17 protein-coding genes are annotated in these 15728 nt (G+C 62.8%); 14 read left to right on the forward strand and 3 right to left on the reverse strand.

Features of this window, described 5'->3' with window-relative positions; translation table 11 throughout:
• Positions 1–24: 24 nt before the first annotated feature.
• From CAY82_RS04490 to CAY82_RS04525, 7 genes are all read left to right on the forward strand, one after another.
• Entirely contained in the window at positions 25–981 is a 957-nt protein-coding gene (locus tag CAY82_RS04490; RefSeq protein ID WP_087500099.1) for a sugar ABC transporter substrate-binding protein, read from the forward strand.
• A gap of 21 nt (positions 982–1002) precedes the next feature.
• The gene (locus CAY82_RS04495) at positions 1003–2556 is read left to right on the forward strand and encodes a sugar ABC transporter ATP-binding protein (RefSeq protein WP_087500100.1); all 1554 of its coding nucleotides are present in this window, start codon (positions 1003–1005) and stop codon (positions 2554–2556) included.
• Complete coding sequence (locus CAY82_RS04500; protein WP_087500101.1) at positions 2553–3548, forward strand: ABC transporter permease; 996 nt, start codon at positions 2553–2555, stop codon at positions 3546–3548. Before CAY82_RS04495 ends, CAY82_RS04500 begins: the two co-directional genes overlap by 4 nt.
• A 4-nt stretch (positions 3549–3552) precedes the next feature.
• Positions 3553–4575, forward strand: a complete 1023-nt coding sequence (locus tag CAY82_RS04505; RefSeq protein ID WP_087500102.1) for a LacI family DNA-binding transcriptional regulator — start codon at positions 3553–3555, stop codon at positions 4573–4575.
• Positions 4576–4590: 15 nt separating this feature from the next.
• The gene (gene rbsK / locus CAY82_RS04510; protein WP_087500103.1) at positions 4591–5499 is read left to right on the forward strand and encodes a ribokinase; all 909 of its coding nucleotides are present in this window, start codon (positions 4591–4593) and stop codon (positions 5497–5499) included.
• Positions 5496–5894, forward strand: coding sequence for a D-ribose pyranase (gene rbsD / locus CAY82_RS04515; protein WP_087500104.1), 399 nt, complete (start codon positions 5496–5498; stop codon positions 5892–5894). Before rbsK ends, rbsD begins: the two co-directional genes overlap by 4 nt.
• Before the next feature lie 196 nt (positions 5895–6090).
• The gene (locus CAY82_RS04525; RefSeq protein ID WP_087500106.1) at positions 6091–7059 is read left to right on the forward strand and encodes a nucleoside hydrolase; all 969 of its coding nucleotides are present in this window, start codon (positions 6091–6093) and stop codon (positions 7057–7059) included.
• On the opposite strand, the gene CAY82_RS04530 is transcribed toward CAY82_RS04525, so the two are convergent.
• The gene (locus CAY82_RS04530) at positions 7031–7243 is read right to left on the reverse strand and encodes a hypothetical protein (protein WP_087500107.1); all 213 of its coding nucleotides are present in this window, start codon (positions 7241–7243) and stop codon (positions 7031–7033) included. The genes CAY82_RS04525 and CAY82_RS04530 overlap by 29 nt on opposite strands.
• 275 nt (positions 7244–7518) lie before the next feature.
• On the opposite strand from CAY82_RS04530, the gene CAY82_RS04535 reads away from it, so the two are divergent.
• The gene (locus CAY82_RS04535; protein WP_087500108.1) at positions 7519–7839 is read left to right on the forward strand and encodes an I78 family peptidase inhibitor; all 321 of its coding nucleotides are present in this window, start codon (positions 7519–7521) and stop codon (positions 7837–7839) included.
• 224 nt (positions 7840–8063) lie between these two features.
• Here CAY82_RS04535 and CAY82_RS04540 read toward each other — a convergent pair whose 3' ends face one another.
• Positions 8064–8276 carry a cold-shock protein gene (locus CAY82_RS04540; RefSeq protein ID WP_087500109.1) on the reverse strand — a complete coding sequence of 71 codons (213 nt, stop codon included), beginning with the start codon at positions 8274–8276 and terminating at the stop codon, positions 8064–8066.
• Between the two features lie 162 nt (positions 8277–8438).
• Positions 8439–8744, reverse strand: a complete 306-nt coding sequence (locus tag CAY82_RS04545; protein ID WP_087500110.1) for a hypothetical protein — start codon at positions 8742–8744, stop codon at positions 8439–8441.
• Positions 8745–9073: 329 nt separating this feature from the next.
• Between CAY82_RS04545 and thrS the strand changes: the two genes are divergently transcribed.
• The 6 genes from thrS to pheT all read left to right on the forward strand — a co-directional run bounded on the left by thrS (position 9074) and on the right by pheT (position 15726).
• The gene (gene thrS, locus CAY82_RS04550; protein WP_087500111.1) at positions 9074–10996 is read left to right on the forward strand and encodes a threonine--tRNA ligase; all 1923 of its coding nucleotides are present in this window, start codon (positions 9074–9076) and stop codon (positions 10994–10996) included.
• Positions 10996–11547: a translation initiation factor IF-3 gene (gene infC, locus CAY82_RS04555; protein WP_013972005.1), complete on the forward strand. Its 552-nt coding sequence runs from the start codon at positions 10996–10998 to the stop codon at positions 11545–11547. The genes thrS and infC overlap by 1 nt, the downstream gene beginning before the upstream one ends.
• 61 nt (positions 11548–11608) lie before the next feature.
• Entirely contained in the window at positions 11609–11803 is a 195-nt protein-coding gene (rpmI, locus tag CAY82_RS04560; protein WP_003250667.1) for a 50S ribosomal protein L35, read from the forward strand.
• Positions 11804–11830: 27 nt separating this feature from the next.
• Positions 11831–12187 carry a 50S ribosomal protein L20 gene (rplT, locus tag CAY82_RS04565; RefSeq protein ID WP_003250671.1) on the forward strand — a complete coding sequence of 119 codons (357 nt, stop codon included), beginning with the start codon at positions 11831–11833 and terminating at the stop codon, positions 12185–12187.
• A gap of 109 nt (positions 12188–12296) precedes the next feature.
• Positions 12297–13313, forward strand: a complete 1017-nt coding sequence (gene pheS / locus CAY82_RS04570) for a phenylalanine--tRNA ligase subunit alpha (protein WP_013972006.1) — start codon at positions 12297–12299, stop codon at positions 13311–13313.
• A gap of 31 nt (positions 13314–13344) precedes the next feature.
• On the forward strand, positions 13345–15726 hold the full coding sequence (gene pheT, locus CAY82_RS04575) for a phenylalanine--tRNA ligase subunit beta (protein ID WP_087500112.1): 2382 nt from the start codon (positions 13345–13347) through the stop codon (positions 15724–15726).
• Positions 15727–15728 lie beyond the last annotated feature (2 nt).

The raw sequence follows: 15728 nt of genomic DNA on the forward strand, positions 1-15728 counted from the left end.
ACACAAGATTCGGAGTCATCGTCCATGAAACTGCCGTTCCCCGGTCGTCTGCTGGCCCTCGCGGTCATTTCCTCGCTGTCCTTTACCCTGCCGTTTTCTGCCGCCCACGCCGAAGACAAGCCCAAGGTTGCCCTGGTCATGAAGTCGCTGGCCAACGAGTTCTTCCGCACCATGGAAGACGGCGCCAAGGACTACCAGAAAGCTCACGCCGATGAATTCGAGCTGATTGCCAACGGCATCAAGAACGAGACCGATACCGGCGAGCAGATCCGCATCGTCGAGCAAATGGTCAACGCTGGTGCCAAGGCCCTGGTCATAGCTCCGGCCGACTCCAAGGCGCTGGTGTCGGCGGTGAAGAAGGCCATGGACCAGGGCGTGGTGGTGATCAACATCGACAACCGCCTGGACCCGGCACTGCTCCAGAGCAAAGGCATCAGCGTACCCTTCGTCGGCCCCGACAACCGCAAGGGCGCGCGCCTGGTCGGCGACTTCCTGGCCAACGAGAAGCTCAAGGCCGGCGACCAGGTCGGCATCATCGAAGGCGTGCCGACCACCACCAACGCCCAGCAGCGCACTGCCGGCTTCAAGGACGCCATGGAAGCCGCGCAGATCAAGATCGTCTCGGTGCAGAGCGGCAACTGGGAAATCGACAAAGGCAACGCCGTCGCTGCTTCCATGCTCAACGAATACCCCGACCTGAAAGCCCTGCTGGCCGGCAACGACAGCATGGCACTGGGCGCCGTGTCGGCCGTGCGTGCCGCTGGCAAGACCGGGCAGGTGCAAGTGGTGGGCTACGACAACATCAACGCCATCAAGCCGATGCTCGCCGATGGCCGCGTGCTCGCCACCCTCGACCAGGCGGCCAGCCAGCAGGCGGTGTACGGCATCCAGGCGGCGCTGAAAATGGTCAAGGGCGAGAAGCCGGATGTGGATGCCGACAACGTCATCCAGACCCCGGTCCAACTCATTACCAAGCCCTGATCGCTGGCAGGAGAAACGGCCATGCCTGCATCGGCCAATGAAGTGGTGCTCGCCGCCAGCGGCCTGGGCAAGACCTACGCCCAGCCTGTGCTCGGCGAGGTCAGCCTGAACCTGCGGGCCGGCGAAGTGCTGGCCTTGACCGGCGAGAATGGCGCGGGCAAGAGTACCCTGTCCAAGCTCATCAGTGGCCTGGAACCCCCCACTACCGGGCACATGCGCTACCGCGGCCAGGCCTACGCGCCCGGTAGCCGCAGCGAGGCCGAGCGCCTCGGCGTGCGCATGGTCATGCAGGAACTGAACCTGCTGCCCACGCTGACCGTGGCCGAAAACCTGTTCCTCGACAACCTTCCCGGTCGCTTCGGCTGGATCAGCCAAAAGCGCCTGCGCCAACTGGCCACGGCGGCCATGGCCCAGGTCGGCCTCGACGCAATCGACCCGGACACCCCGGTTGGCGAGCTGGGCATCGGCCATCAGCAGATGGTTGAGATCGCCCGCAACCTGATCGGCGACTGCCATGTACTGATCTTCGACGAACCCACCGCCATGCTCACCGCGCGCGAGGTGGAGCTGCTGTTCACCCAGATCGAGCGCCTGCGCCAGCGTGGCGTGGCCATCGTGTACATCTCCCACCGCCTGGAAGAACTGCAACGCGTGGCCCAGCGCATCGTCGTGCTGCGCGACGGCAAGCTGGTGTGCGACGAGCCGATCCAGCGTTACAGCAGCGCCGAACTGGTCAACCTGATGGTCGGCCGCGAGCTGGGCGAGCATATCGACCTGGGCCGCCGGCAGATCGGCGCGCCACTGCTCAAGGTGGACAAGCTCAGCCGCGCGGACAAGGTGCGTGAAGTGTCGTTCGATGTCAGGGCAGGGGAGATCTTCGGCATCTCCGGCCTGATCGGTGCCGGCCGTACTGAGCTGTTGCGCCTGATCTACGGTGCCGACCGCGCCGACAGTGGCAGTATCGCGCTCGGCCAGCCACCGCAGGCGGTCACCATCGACTCGCCCAGGGCCGCCGTGCAGGCCGGTATCGCGCTGATCACCGAAGACCGCAAAGGCGAGGGCCTGCTACTGACGCAGTCGATCAGCGCCAACATCGCCCTGGGCAACCTCGGCGCGGTATCACGGGCCGGTGTGCTCGATGGCGAGGCCGAAAAGGCCTTGGCCGAGCGCCAGATCCAGGCCATGCGCATTCGCAGTGCCGGCCCGCAGCAGGTGGTGGGTGAGCTGTCGGGCGGCAACCAGCAGAAGGTGGTGATCGGTCGCTGGCTGGAGCGCGACTGCCGGGTGCTGCTGTTCGACGAGCCCACCCGTGGCATAGACGTCGGCGCCAAATTCGACATCTATGGCCTGCTGGCCGAACTGGCGCGCCAGGGCAAGGCCCTGGTGGTGGTGTCCAGCGACCTGCGCGAACTGATGCTGATCTGCGACCGCATCGCCGTGCTGTCGGCCGGGCGCTTGGTCGACACCTTCGAGCGTGACCATTGGAGCCAGGACCAGTTGCTGGCCGCGGCCTTCGCCGGTTATCAGAAACGTGACGCACTGCTGCATGATGCAGCCCCCAGGATGGATGCATGAAAACCACCCCGCTCGACAGCCAAGGCGCCGCACCGGTGCGCCGCAGTGCTACCTACCTTGGCCTGGGTACCTACTTGGGCCTGGCCGGCGCCTTGCTGGCGATGATCGTGCTGTTCTCGTTCCTCAGCAGCCACTTCTGGTCGTACAACACCTTCAGTACCCTGGCCAACCAGATCCCCGACCTGATGGTGCTGGCGGTGGGCATGACCTTCGTGCTGATCATCGGCGGTATCGACCTTTCGGTGGGCTCGGTGCTGGCGCTGGCGGCCTCGACGGTCAGTGTGGCGATCCTCGGCTGGGGCTGGGGCGTGCTGCCTTCGGCCCTGCTGGGTATGGCCGTGGCCGCGCTGGCCGGCAGCATCACCGGCGGCGTCACTGTAGCCTGGCGCATTCCGTCGTTCATCGTCTCGCTTGGCGTGCTGGAAATGGCCCGCGGCCTCGCCTACCAGTTCACCGACTCGCGCACTGCCTATATCGGCGATGCCTATGCCTGGTTCTCCAACCCCATCGCATTCGGCATCTCGCCGGCATTCATCATCGCACTGCTGGTGATCGTGCTGGCCCAGTTGGTGCTGACCCGCACGGTGTTCGGCCGCTACCTGATCGGCATCGGTACCAACGAAGAGGCCGTGCGCCTGGCCGGCATCGACCCGCGCCCGTACAAGGTGCTGGTGTTCGCGCTGATGGGCCTGCTCGCCGGCCTGGCTGCACTGTTCCAGATCTCGCGCCTGGAAGCCGCCGACCCCAATGCCGGCTCCGGCCTGGAGCTGCAGGTGATCGCTGCCGTGGTGATTGGCGGTACCAGCCTGATGGGCGGGCGTGGCTCGGTCATCAGTACCTTCTTTGGTGTACTGATCATTTCGGTGCTGGCCGCCGGGCTGGCACAGATCGGTGCCAGCGAACCGACCAAGCGCATCATCACCGGGGCGGTGATCGTCATCGCCGTGGTGCTCGACACTTACCGTAGCCGGCGTGCAGGCCGGCGGAACTGAGAACATGGCAACCATCAAAGACGTCGCGGCACTGGCGGGTATTTCCTACACCACCGTGTCCCATGTGCTGAACAAGACCCGGCCGGTCAGCGAGCAGGTACGGCTGAAAGTAGAGGCCGCCATCGCCGAGCTCGACTACGTGCCCAGCGCCGTGGCCCGTTCGCTGAAGGCGCGCAGCACGGCCACCATCGGCTTGCTGGTGCCCAACAGCGTCAACCCGTACTTCGCCGAGCTGGCGCGGGGCATTGAAGACGCCTGCGAGCGCAACGGCTACTGCGTGATCCTGTGCAACTCCGACGACAACCCGCAGAAGCAGCGCAGCTACCTGCGCGTGCTGCTGGAAAAGCGCATCGACGGCCTGGTGGTGGCCTCGGTGGGGCAGGACAGCGACCTGCTGCAAAGCCTGGCTGGCGTGCGCACGCCAATGGTGATCGTCGACCGCGAACTGGACGGCGTGGATGCCGACCTGGTGCGCATTGACCACGAGCAGGGCGCCTACCTGGCCACCCGACACTTGCTGGAGCTTGGCCACTGCGACATCGCCTACATCGGCGGCCCCGCCGAGACCGGCGTTACCCAGCTGCGCCTGAGCGGCTTCCGCCGCGCCATGGCCGAGGCCTGTGTGCCGGTGCTGGGCAACCGTGTGCTGCACTGCGACTTCACCAGCCCCGGTGGCCATGCAGTGGCAACCCGCTTGCTGGAGGGCAAACGGCCCACGGCGATTTTCGCTGGCAACGACATGATCGGTTTCGGCGTGCTGCGTGCCGCGGCCGAACGCAATATCAACGTGCCCGGCGAGCTGTCGGTGATCGGCTTCGACGACATCGAGCTCAGCCGCTATGTGTACCCACCGTTGACCACGGTGGGCCAGTCGATCCGCGAGCTGGGCGAGAGCGCCGCGTCGCTGTTGCTGGCGCGTATCGGCACACCTAGGCAGGGTGCGGCAGAGCAACGTATCGTCGCCCCGCGCATCGTGCTGCGCGAGTCCACCGGGCCACGCTCGGACCTGTTCAACGATTGCCGCTAATGCTAAGGAAATGTCATGAATGCCAAGGTTGTGGTAGTCGGTAGCCTCAACATGGACCTGGTGGCCCGCGCCCAGCGCCTGCCCCGTGCCGGCGAAACACTCCCCGGCGAAAGCTTTTTCACCGTGCCGGGCGGCAAGGGGGCCAACCAGGCAGTGGCCGTGGCACGCCTGGGCGGCAGCGTGGCAATGATCGGCAACGTCGGCGACGATGCCTATGGCCAGCAACTGCGCCAGGCCCTGTATGTAGAGGGTGTCGACTGCCGGGCGGTCGATACCTGCCCAGGCGTGTCCAGCGGTGTGGCGCTGATTACCGTGGATGCCGCCAGCCAGAACTGCATCGTCATTATCCCCGGTAGCAACGGCCTGCTTACGCCGCAGTCGGTACAGCGCTTCGATGCGCTGCTGCAGGCGGCCGAGGTGATCATCTGCCAGCTGGAAGTGCCGGCTGACACCGTGGCCTGGACATTGGCCAGGGGGCGTGAGCTGGGCAAGCAGGTGATCCTGAACCCGGCACCCGCGACCGGCCCCTTGCCGGCGGATTGGTTCGCCCACATCGACTACCTGACGCCCAACGAAAGCGAAGCCGAAGCCCTGAGCGGTATTGCGATAACCGACCTGGACAGTGCCCGGCGCGCCGGCGAGCGCTTGCTGCAACTGGGGGCGGGCAAAGTGATCATTACCCTGGGCGCGCAAGGGGCCTTGCTGGTCACCGCCCAGGGCCACCAGCACTTCCCCGCGCCGGTGGTGCAGCCGCTGGACACCACCGCAGCTGGTGACACCTTCATTGGTGGCTTTGCCGCTGGCCTGGTACGCGGCCTGGAGGAGGGCGAAGCCATCGTCTTCGGTCAGCGCGCCGCGGCCTTGTCGGTCACCCGCGCCGGCGCCCAGCCGTCGATCCCTTACCTGGCGGAACTGACACCATGAAGAAAACCCCACTGCTGAACATCGCCCTGTCGCGGACCATTGCCGGTATGGGGCATGGTGACATCCTGGTGATCGGCGATGCCGGGCTGCCGGTGCCGCCGGGCGTCGAACTGATCGACCTGGCCGTTACGCCTGGGTTACCGGATTTTTCCAGTGTACTGCGGGCGGTGCTGAGCGAGTTGCAGGTGGAGCGCCATGTGTTGGCCGAAGAGATGCAGAAAGTGGTGCCTCCGGCACTGGTCGAGATCGAGCGCCTGAAGGGCAAACTGGGCAAGCGCGAATGGCTGAGCCATGAAGATTTCAAAGTGCTGTCGCGCAGTGCTCGTGCGGTCGTGCGCACTGGCGAGTGCCAGCCCTACAGCAACATCGCGCTGATTTCCGGCGTGACTTTCTAGCTCGTCCTCCTGTCAGCGCAGCCCCCCTGTGGGAGCGGGTTCACCCGCGAACACCGGCGAAGCCGGTGCCATCCACCGCGCTGCCTTCTTCGCGGGTAAACCCGCTCCCACAGGGATTTGCGGTGTTTCAGGAATACCAATCCAGGCAACAGGAGTGCCACCCATGCTCAAACCCCTGCTATAAGGAATCGCCTTCATGGCCGCAGCCACCACCCTCCAGGCCGCCCCCATCGACCTGATCATCGATACCGACCCAGGCGCCGACGACGTGGTCGCGCTATTCCTGGCCATGGCCTCGCCCGAGGAACTCAACATTCGCGCCATCACCACCGTGGCCGGCAACGTGCGCCTGGAAAAAACTTCGCGCAATGCTCGCCTGGCCCGCGAATGGGCCGGCCGCGAAGACATCCCGGTGTACGCCGGCGCCGCTCGCCCGCTGGTGCGCAAGCCGATCTACGCCGCCGACGTCCACGGCGAGGAAGGCCTCACCGGCATCCAGGTTCATGAACCGAAAACGCCGCTGGCCCAGGGCAATGCCGTGCAATACCTGGTCGACACCCTTGGCGCCGCCAAGCCGCACAGCATCACCATCGCCATGCTCGGCCCGCAGACCAACCTGGCCCTGGCGCTGATCCAGCGCCCGGATATCGTCAAAGGCATCAAGCAGGTGGTGGTCATGGGCGGCGCTCATTTCAACGGCGGCAACATCACCCCGGCGGCGGAATTCAACCTCTATGCCGACCCGCATGCCGCCGAAGTGGTGCTGGCCAGCGGTGTGCAACTGACCTACCTGCCGCTGGACGTCACCCACAAGCTGCTGACCAGCGACGCCCGCCTCAAGCAACTGGCAGCGGTGAACAACCAGGCCAGCAAACGGGTGGTGGATATCCTCAATGCCTACATTACCCACGATATGGACCTGTACGGCATGCCCGGCGGCCCGGTGCATGACGCCAGCGTGATCGCCTACCTGCTCAAGCCCGAGCTGTTCAGCGGCCGGCGCATCCATATGAGCATCGACAGCCGCGAAGGCCCCAGCTTCGGCCAGACCCTTGCCGACTGGTACGGCGTGCTCAGGCAGCCTGCCAATGTGATGTGGGTGGAGCAGGGCGATGCCCAGGGCCTGTTCGACCTGCTCAGCGCCCGTTTGGCTCGATTGGAATAGCCGTGTGCGGCGCGTAGCGCTCGAACACCTGGTCGAAGAAGCTGCGTGCCGCCTCGGCGCCGCGATCGCGCACCAGCAGGTCGATGGCAATCAGCAGCAACTCCTCCGGCGTGCCAGGGCTGTACGCGCTCTGGCCCTCGGCCCATTTGACCTTGATATCGGCTTCGATGCTGTGGCTGCTCATGAAAGGCTCTCGCTTGGGGCCCGGGACGAAGGGGCGAACACTGACCCTGGTGTTCGATGGAGGCGGGGTGCGCTCCACTTCTTGCACTAAATCATGACTTTGCGTCAGTGACCTTGCGGCTTAAGCATATGGCAAACGCAGCGGCTTGTGCAAAATCCGGTCACGATTGCGTTTTCGCCTCTGCTGGCGAGTTCAGGCAGACTTGACCGGTTGTGCAACAAAAGATGAGCGGAACTGTCGGATCAGACAGTTCCCGGACCGATTTAGGAGGCTTCATGTTCCGTACCCGTGCTTACCTGGCAACCCTGGCGGTGGCTGCTGTCCTGGCTGGTTGCAGCACTGGTGGCAGTTCTGCTGGCGGCGCAGCCCCAGTCGCGTCAGCTGGCAACGATGGTCGCTGCGAAGCCAGCGGCGCCGATTTCGCCATTGGCAAGCCAGCCAGTGCCGAACTGCTGGAGCAGGCGCGGAAAGCCAGTGGCTCGCAAATGGCCCGCATTCTCAAACCGCATGATGTGGTCACCCTGGAGTACCGCTCCGAGCGCTTGAACCTGAATGTGGACGAGCAGGGCAAGGTGATTCGCGTCAACTGCGGTTGATACGCGGTCCTTGTGGGAGCGGCCTTGTGTCGCGAAAGGGCCGCAAAGCGGCCCCGGCCATTGATGCTGCGAAGCTGAAAACCTTGGGGTCGCTACGCGCCCCTTTCGCGACACAAGGCCGCTCCCACAAGAAAAGCCGCGCCCGCATGGGCCAGCCCCGTCAGCCCATGCAGCACCCATAAAAAAACCCGCCACAAGGGCGGGTTTTTTTACAGCTATCCGAATTACTCCGGACGAACCTGTGCAGCCTGCATGCCCTTCTGGCCGCGCTCGGCGACGAAGGAAACAGTCTGGCCTTCTTTCAGGCTCTTGAAGCCGTCAGTTTCGATGGCCTTGAAGTGTACGAACAGGTCGTCGCCGCCGCCTGCTGGGGTGATGAAGCCGTAGCCTTTCTCATCATTGAACCATTTGACGGTGCCTTGTTGGCGATTGGACATGGGGTGAATCTCCAGAACATTTAGTTTTTCAGTGGTGCAATGCGGCCGAGGCTACGGAGCACGGGACACATCATAGTCTAATTCTGCGCATCTAGCGCCTTTTACCTTCGCAGGATATTGATTCAGCTCAAAGAATGGCTGATCTGCTCTGGCTTTAAGGTTTCAGCTCTTTGCTGCGCAGGCCTGTCTCACGACCGTCTGGGCCTTCTGCATCAGCTTGGCGTCCACGCCATCCTTGCTGTCGAGGTCGGCAATCTCCGCGTCGGTGAAATTCTTTTTGATGGCTTGGGCGCCACATTCGCAGTGTTTTTTCGCGGTCGCAGCATCAACGCCCTGGCCGCTGGCCACCTGCGTGCACTGGGCCATGTAGCCGGCCTCCTTTCCGGGCGGGAAGTTGCCGGCGTTCGCAGCCATGGGCAGCAGCAGGGCCCCAGCGGCCGCCAGGGCCAGAAGAGACGGAACTCGCATAACCAGTTACTCCTTGGGTTAAGGTCTCATCAAGAGTAGGTTGCTTCCCAAGGTCTGATAGGAATTTTTCCGTGTAAGTTCAGCCGAAGTCTGTAATTTCCAAATATTTCTGCCTGCTGTGCAACCCGCGTGCTAGCATGGCCGGCTTGCAGCTACAACTTGCAGCTATCTTTTTTCTTTCCAGTCACTCTGGTTCGTCCCTGACAAGCCGAAAGGCTTCTGCCACTGTGAGGCAGGCTTCCCGCTGAGGAAGGCAGGTCGGATCTTGTACTGGCTCATCCCAACCCACGTGACCTTTGGTAGGGGTCACCACTAGGAGAGGAGGCGCCATGCCCGTTATTACTCTTCCCGATGGCAGTCAGCGTTCGTTCGATCATGCCGTATCCGTAGCCGAAGTCGCCGCTTCCATCGGCGCCGGCCTGGCCAAGGCCACCGTGGCCGGCAAGGTCGACGGCAAGCTGGTTGATGCCTGCGACCTGATCAGCAACGACGCCACCCTGCAGATCATCACCCCTAAAGATGAAGAGGGACTGGAGATCATCCGTCACTCGTGCGCCCACCTGGTCGGCCACGCAGTGAAGCAGCTGTACCCGACCGCCAAGATGGTGATCGGCCCGGTTATCGACGAAGGCTTCTACTACGACATCGCCTACGAGCGCCCCTTCACCCCTGAAGACATGGCCGCCATCGAAAAGCGCATGATGGAGCTGATCGACAAGGATTACGACGTCATCAAGAAGGTGACCCCGCGTGCCGAAGTCATCGACGTGTTCAAGGCCCGTGGTGAAGACTACAAGCTGCGCCTGGTCGAAGACATGCCGGACGAGCAGGCCATGGGCCTGTACTACCACGAAGAATACGTCGACATGTGCCGCGGCCCGCACGTGCCGAACACCCGCTTCCTCAAGGCATTCAAGCTGACCAAGCTGTCCGGCGCCTACTGGCGCGGTGATGCCAAGAACGAGCAGCTGCAGCGCGTGTACGGCACCGCCTGGGCCGACAAGAAGCAACTGGCGGCGTACATCCAGCGCATCGAAGAAGCGGAAAAGCGCGACCACCGCAAGATCGGCAAGCAGCTCGACCTGTTCCACCTGCAGGAAGAAGCCCCGGGCATGGTGTTCTGGCACGCCAATGGCTGGACCGTATACCAGGTGCTCGAGCAGTACATGCGCCAGGTCCAGCGCGCCAACGGCTACCAGGAAATCAAGACCCCGCAGGTTGTCGACCGCATCCTCTGGGAGCGTTCCGGCCACTGGTCCAACTACGCCGAGAACATGTTCACCACTTCGTCGGAAAGCCGTGACTACGCGGTCAAGCCGATGAACTGCCCGTGCCACGTGCAGGTGTTCAACCAGGGCCTGAAGAGCTACCGCGACCTGCCGCTGCGCCTGGCCGAGTTCGGTGCCTGCCACCGTAACGAGCCGTCCGGCGCCCTGCACGGCATCATGCGCGTGCGTGGCTTCGTACAGGACGACGCGCACATCTTCTGCACCGAAGAACAGGTGAAGAAAGAAGCCGCCGACTTCATCAAGCTGACCCTGGACGTGTACAAGGACTTCGGCTTCACCGACATCGCCATGAAGCTGTCGACCCGCCCGGCCAAGCGCGTGGGTTCCGAAGAGCTGTGGGACCGTGCCGAAGGCGCACTGGCCGACGCCCTGAACGAATCGGGCCTGGAGTGGGAATACCAGCCGGGCGAGGGCGCCTTCTATGGCCCGAAGATCGAGTTCACCCTGCGCGACTGCCTCGGCCGTAACTGGCAGTGCGGTACCCTGCAGTACGACCCTAACCTGCCAGAACGCCTGGATGCCAGCTATATCGCCGAAGATAACAGCCGTGTTCGCCCGGTCATGCTGCACCGTGCAATCCTCGGTTCGTTCGAGCGCTTCATCGGCATGCTGATCGAGCACTACGCTGGCGTGTTCCCGGCCTGGCTGGCACCAACCCAAGCCGTGATCATGAACATCACCGACAAGCAGGCCGATTTCGCCCTCGAGGTGGAAAATACCCTGAACGGTAGCGGTTTCCGTGCCAAGTCGGACTTGAGAAATGAGAAGATCGGCTTTAAAATCCGCGAGCATACTTTGCTCAAGGTCCCGTACCTTTTGGTTATAGGGGATCGCGAAGTCGAAACGCAGACCGTCGCCGTACGCACCCGTGAAGGCAAAGACCTCGGCTCCATGCCGGTGGCTGAATTCACGCAGCTGCTCAACAGCGCTGTCGCCCAGCGCGGTCGCCTAGAATCGGAGTAATGACTATTAAGCGTGAAATGAGAAACGATAAACGAACTGCACCGAAAGCCCCGATCAACGAGAATATCTCGGCACGCGAGGTTCGGTTAATTGGCGCTGACGGCGAGCAGATTGGCATCGTCTCGATTGATGAAGCGCTTCGTATCGCTGATGAAGCGAAGCTGGATCTGGTGGAGATCTCCGCCGACGCGCAACCGCCCGTCTGCAAGGTGATGGACTACGGCAAGCACCTCTTCGAGAAGAAGAAGCAGGCCAACGAAGCCAAGAAAAACCAGAAGCAGATCCAGATTAAAGAAATCAAGTTTCGTCCAGGGACGGAAGAAGGGGATTACCAGGTAAAACTACGCAACCTGGTACGTTTCCTTACCGATGGGGACAAGGCCAAGATCTCTCTGAGATTCCGCGGCCGTGAGATGGCCCACCAGGAGCTGGGCATGGAGCTGTTGAAGCGGGTCGAAGCCGACCTCGCCGAATACGGCTCCGTTGAGCAGCATCCGAAGATGGAAGGACGCCAGCTTATGATGGTCATCGCCCCCAAAAAGAAGAAGTAATCTCCCGGGCACGGCAGGCCTGATGATTATTGTGTAATTTTATCGAATGCGGAGTTCCAACATGCCAAAAATGAAAACCAAGAGCGGTGCTGCGAAGCGCTTCCTGAAGACCGCTTCCGGCTTCAAGCACAAGCACGCTTTCAAGAGCCACATCCTGACCAAAATGTCGACCAAGCGTAAGCGTCAACTGCGCGGTGCCAGCCTGCTGCACCCGTCTGACGTGGCAAAAGTCGAGCGCATGCTGCGCGTACGTTAATTCTGGTTTAGATAGAGGAAGTTACTCATGGCTCGTGTTAAGCGTGGCGTCATCGCTCGTAAGCGTCACAAGAAAATTCTGAAACTGGCTAAAGGCTACTACGGTGCACGCTCGCGCGTATTCCGCGTTGCCAAGCAGGCTGTCATCAAGGCTGGTCAATATGCCTACCGTGACCGTCGTCAGAAGAAGCGTCAGTTCCGCGCACTGTGGATCGCTCGTATCAACGCCGGTGCCCGCACCAACGGTCTGTCCTACAGCCGTCTGATTGCTGGCCTGAAAAAGGCTTCGATCGAAATCGACCGTAAGGTTCTGGCCGATCTGGCAGTGAACGAAAAAGCGGCGTTTGCTGCGATTGTCGAGAAAGCTAAAGCCGTTCTGGCTTAAGTACCCGCGACAATCACCCGGCGGCGCTAGCGCCGTCGGGCATTGAACGTCATCGATAGGGGAAGAGCCTTCAAAGCTCTTCCCCTATTTTCGTATCTGGAGTCTGTACATGGAAAACCTGGATGCGTTGGTCTCCCAAGCCCTCGAGGCTGTGGAGCGCGCTGAAGACATCAATACCCTGGAACAGATCCGGGTGAACTATCTCGGCAAGAAAGGCGAGCTGACCCAGGTGATGAAGACCCTGGGCAACCTGCCAGCCGAAGAGCGGCCGAAAGTCGGCGCGCTGATTAACGACGCCAAAGAGCGCGTCACCGTTGTGCTCAATGCCCGCAAGGCTGCCTTCGAAGAAGCCGAGCTCAGCGCTCGCCTGGCTGCCGAATGCATTGACGTCACCCTGCCAGGCCGTGGCCAGGCCACCGGTGGCCTGCACCCGATCACCCGTACACTCGAGCGCATCGAGCAGTTCTTCACCCATATCGGCTACGGCATCGCCGAAGGCCCAGAGGTCGAAGACGACTACCACAACTTCGAAGCGCTCAACATCCCTGGCCACCACCCGGCCCGGGCGATGCACGACACCTTCTACTTCAATGCCAACATGCTGCTGCGCACCCACACCTCGCCGGTGCAGGTGCGGACCATGGAGTCCACCCAGCCGCCAATCCGCATTGTCTGCCCGGGCCGCGTATACCGCTGCGACTCGGATATCACCCACTCGCCGATGTTCCACCAGGTCGAAGGCCTGCTGATCGATCGCGATATCAACTTCGCCGACCTCAAGGGCACCATCGAAGAATTCCTGCGCGTGTTCTTCGAAAAAGAACTGGCGGTACGTTTCCGCCCATCGTTCTTCCCCTTCACCGAGCCGTCCGCCGAAGTCGACATCCAGTGCGTGATGTGTTCCGGCAAAGGCTGCCGCGTGTGCAAGCAGACCGGCTGGCTGGAAGTGATGGGCTGCGGCATGGTGCACCCGAACGTGCTGCGCATGTCCGGCATCGACCCTGAAGAGTTCCAGGGCTTCGCCTTCGGCATGGGCGCCGAGCGCCTGGCCATGCTGCGCTACGGCGTCAACGATTTGCGTCTGTTCTTCGATAACGACCTGCGGTTCCTTGCCCAATTCCGCTAGGCCCAATCGACGCACATTCTAGGAGAACAGCATGAAATTCAGTGAACAGTGGCTGCGCGGTTGGGTAAACCCGCAAGTCTCCCGTGACGAACTGGTCGCTCGCCTGTCCATGGCCGGCCTCGAAGTCGACAGCGTTACCCCCGCTGCCGGCCAGTTCAGCGGCATCGTCGTGGGCGAAATCCTCGCCACCGAACAACACCCGGACGCCGACAAACTACGCGTGTGCCAGGTAAGCAACGGCCTGGAAACCTTCCAGGTCGTGTGCGGCGCCCCTAACGCCCGCCCAGGCATCAAGATCCCGTTCGCCATGATCGGCGCCGAACTGCCAGGCGACTTCAAGATCAAGAAGGCCAAGCTGCGCGGCGTCGAGTCTTTCGGCATGCTGTGCTCGGCTGCCGAGCTGCAGATCAGCGAAGAGAACGACGGCCTGCTCGAGCTGGCGGCTGACGCCCCGGTTGGCGAAGACATTCGCCAGTACCTGAGCCTGGACGATGCCAGCATCGAAATCGGCCTCACCCCTAACCGCGGTGACTGCCTGTCCATCGCAGGCCTCGCCCGCGACGTCAGCGCCCTGTACGACACCCCGGTCACCCGCCCGGCAGTGCCAGCCGTACCGGCTGCCCACGACGAAGTGCGCCCGGTCGAAGTCAGCGCCCCGGTTGCCTGCCCACGTTACCTGGGCCGCGTCATCCGCAACGTTGACCTGAGCAAGCCGACCCCGCTGTGGATGGTCGAGCGCCTGCGCCGCAGCGACGTGCGCAGCATCGACGCCGCCGTCGACATCACCAACTACGTGATGCTCGAACTCGGCCAGCCGATGCACGCCTTCGACCTGGCAGAAATCAACGGCGGCATCCGCGTACGCATGGCCGAAGAGGGCGAGAAGCTCGTCCTGCTCGATGGCCAGGAAGTCGCCCTGCGCGCCGACACCCTGGTCATCGCCGACCACACCCGCGCCCTGGCCATTGCCGGCGTCATGGGTGGCGAGCACAGCGGTGTGAACACCGAAAAAACCCGCGACCTGTTCCTGGAAAGCGCCTTCTTCGAGCCGATCTCCGTCGCCGGTAAAGCCCGTTCCTACGGCCTGCACACCGACGCCTCGCACCGCTACGAGCGCGGCGTGGACTCGCAGCTGGCCCGCGAAGCCATGGAGCGCGCCACCCAGCTGCTGCTGGACATCGTCGGCGGCGAAGCCGGCCCGGTGGTCGAAGCCGTCAGCGAACAGCACCTGCCGCAAGTGGCCCCGGTCACCCTGCGCGCCGAACGCATCACCCAGATGCTCGGCATGGAAATGGACCCAGCCCAGGTCGAGCAACTGCTCAACGCCCTGGAACTGACCACCACCAAGAGTGGGGAAGGGCAGTGGACCGTCAACGTCCCAAGCCACCGCTTCGACATCAGCCTGGAAGTGGACCTGATCGAAGAGCTGGCCCGCCTGTACGGCTACAACAACCTGCCGGTTCGCTACCCGCAAGCCCGCCTGGCCCCCCAGGGCAAGCCGGAAACCCGCGGCGACTTGCCAACCCTGCGCCGCCTGCTGGTTGCCCGCGGCTACCAGGAAGCCATCACCTACAGCTTCATCGACCCGAAACTGTTCGAACTGTTCAGCCCGGGCGTAGAGCCGCTGCTGCTGGCCAACCCCATCTCCAGCGACATGGCCGCCATGCGTGCGTCCCTGTGGCCGGGCCTGGTCAAGGCACTGCAGCACAACCTGAACCGCCAGCAAGACCGCGTGCGCCTGTTCGAAAGCGGCCTGCGCTTCGTCGGCCAGCTCGGCGACCTGAAGCAGCAGCCGATGATCGCCGGCGTTGTCACCGGCAGCCGCCTGCCAGAAGGCTGGGCCAACGGCCGCGACGGCGTCGACTTCTTCGACGTGAAGGCCGACGTGGAAGCCCTGCTGGGCTACTCCGGCGCCCTGAGCGACTTCACCTTCAGCGCCGGCAAGCACCCAGCCCTGCACCCAGGCCAGACCGCCGCCATCGAGCGTGACGGCAAGCTGGTCGGCTACCTCGGCGCCATCCACCCAGAGCTGGCAAAAGCCCTGGACCTGGACCGCCCGGTGTTCCTGTTCGAGCTGGTGCTGGGTGACGTGGTCGAAGGCCGCCTGCCGAAATTCAGCGAGCTGTCCAAGTTCCCAGAAACCCGTCGCGACCTGGCGTTGATCGCAGGACGTGATGTAGCTTCTAGCGCGGTGCTTGAAGTAATTCGTGACAATGCAGGCGAATGGCTTACAGACCTCAGGCTGTTTGACGTCTACCAGGGTAAAGGCATTGATCCTGATAGAAAAAGCCTTGCCGTTGGCTTGACCTGGCAGCATCCATCGCGCACTCTTAACGACGATGAGGTGAACGCCGCACTGCAAAACATCCTCACCTCGCTCGAACAAAGGTTGAACACCACGTTAAGGAAATAACG

This window comes from Pseudomonas sp. SID14000 (genome assembly GCF_002165135.1).
GTDB lineage: Bacteria > Pseudomonadota > Gammaproteobacteria > Pseudomonadales > Pseudomonadaceae > Aquipseudomonas.

Bases quoted from the DNA above. Each gene is read 5' to 3' on its own strand.
- CAY82_RS04490 (WP_087500099.1), top strand. From the start codon at position 25: ATGAAACTGCCGTTCCCCGGTCGTCTGCTGGCCCTCGCGGTCATTTCC.
- CAY82_RS04495 (WP_087500100.1), top strand. From the start codon at position 1,003: ATGCCTGCATCGGCCAATGAAGTGGTGCTCGCCGCCAGCGGCCTGGGC.
- CAY82_RS04500 (WP_087500101.1), top strand. From the start codon at position 2,553: ATGAAAACCACCCCGCTCGACAGCCAAGGCGCCGCACCGGTGCGCCGC.
- CAY82_RS04505 (WP_087500102.1), top strand. From the start codon at position 3,553: ATGGCAACCATCAAAGACGTCGCGGCACTGGCGGGTATTTCCTACACC.
- rbsK (WP_087500103.1), top strand. From the start codon at position 4,591: ATGAATGCCAAGGTTGTGGTAGTCGGTAGCCTCAACATGGACCTGGTG.
- rbsD (WP_087500104.1), top strand. From the start codon at position 5,496: ATGAAGAAAACCCCACTGCTGAACATCGCCCTGTCGCGGACCATTGCC.
- CAY82_RS04525 (WP_087500106.1), top strand. From the start codon at position 6,091: ATGGCCGCAGCCACCACCCTCCAGGCCGCCCCCATCGACCTGATCATC.
- CAY82_RS04530 (WP_087500107.1), bottom strand. From the start codon at position 7,243: ATGAGCAGCCACAGCATCGAAGCCGATATCAAGGTCAAATGGGCCGAG.
- CAY82_RS04535 (WP_087500108.1), top strand. From the start codon at position 7,519: ATGTTCCGTACCCGTGCTTACCTGGCAACCCTGGCGGTGGCTGCTGTC.
- CAY82_RS04540 (WP_087500109.1), bottom strand. From the start codon at position 8,276: ATGTCCAATCGCCAACAAGGCACCGTCAAATGGTTCAATGATGAGAAA.
- CAY82_RS04545 (WP_087500110.1), bottom strand. From the start codon at position 8,744: ATGCGAGTTCCGTCTCTTCTGGCCCTGGCGGCCGCTGGGGCCCTGCTG.
- thrS (WP_087500111.1), top strand. From the start codon at position 9,074: ATGCCCGTTATTACTCTTCCCGATGGCAGTCAGCGTTCGTTCGATCAT.
- infC (WP_013972005.1), top strand. From the start codon at position 10,996: ATGACTATTAAGCGTGAAATGAGAAACGATAAACGAACTGCACCGAAA.
- rpmI (WP_003250667.1), top strand. From the start codon at position 11,609: ATGCCAAAAATGAAAACCAAGAGCGGTGCTGCGAAGCGCTTCCTGAAG.
- rplT (WP_003250671.1), top strand. From the start codon at position 11,831: ATGGCTCGTGTTAAGCGTGGCGTCATCGCTCGTAAGCGTCACAAGAAA.
- pheS (WP_013972006.1), top strand. From the start codon at position 12,297: ATGGAAAACCTGGATGCGTTGGTCTCCCAAGCCCTCGAGGCTGTGGAG.
- pheT (WP_087500112.1), top strand. From the start codon at position 13,345: ATGAAATTCAGTGAACAGTGGCTGCGCGGTTGGGTAAACCCGCAAGTC.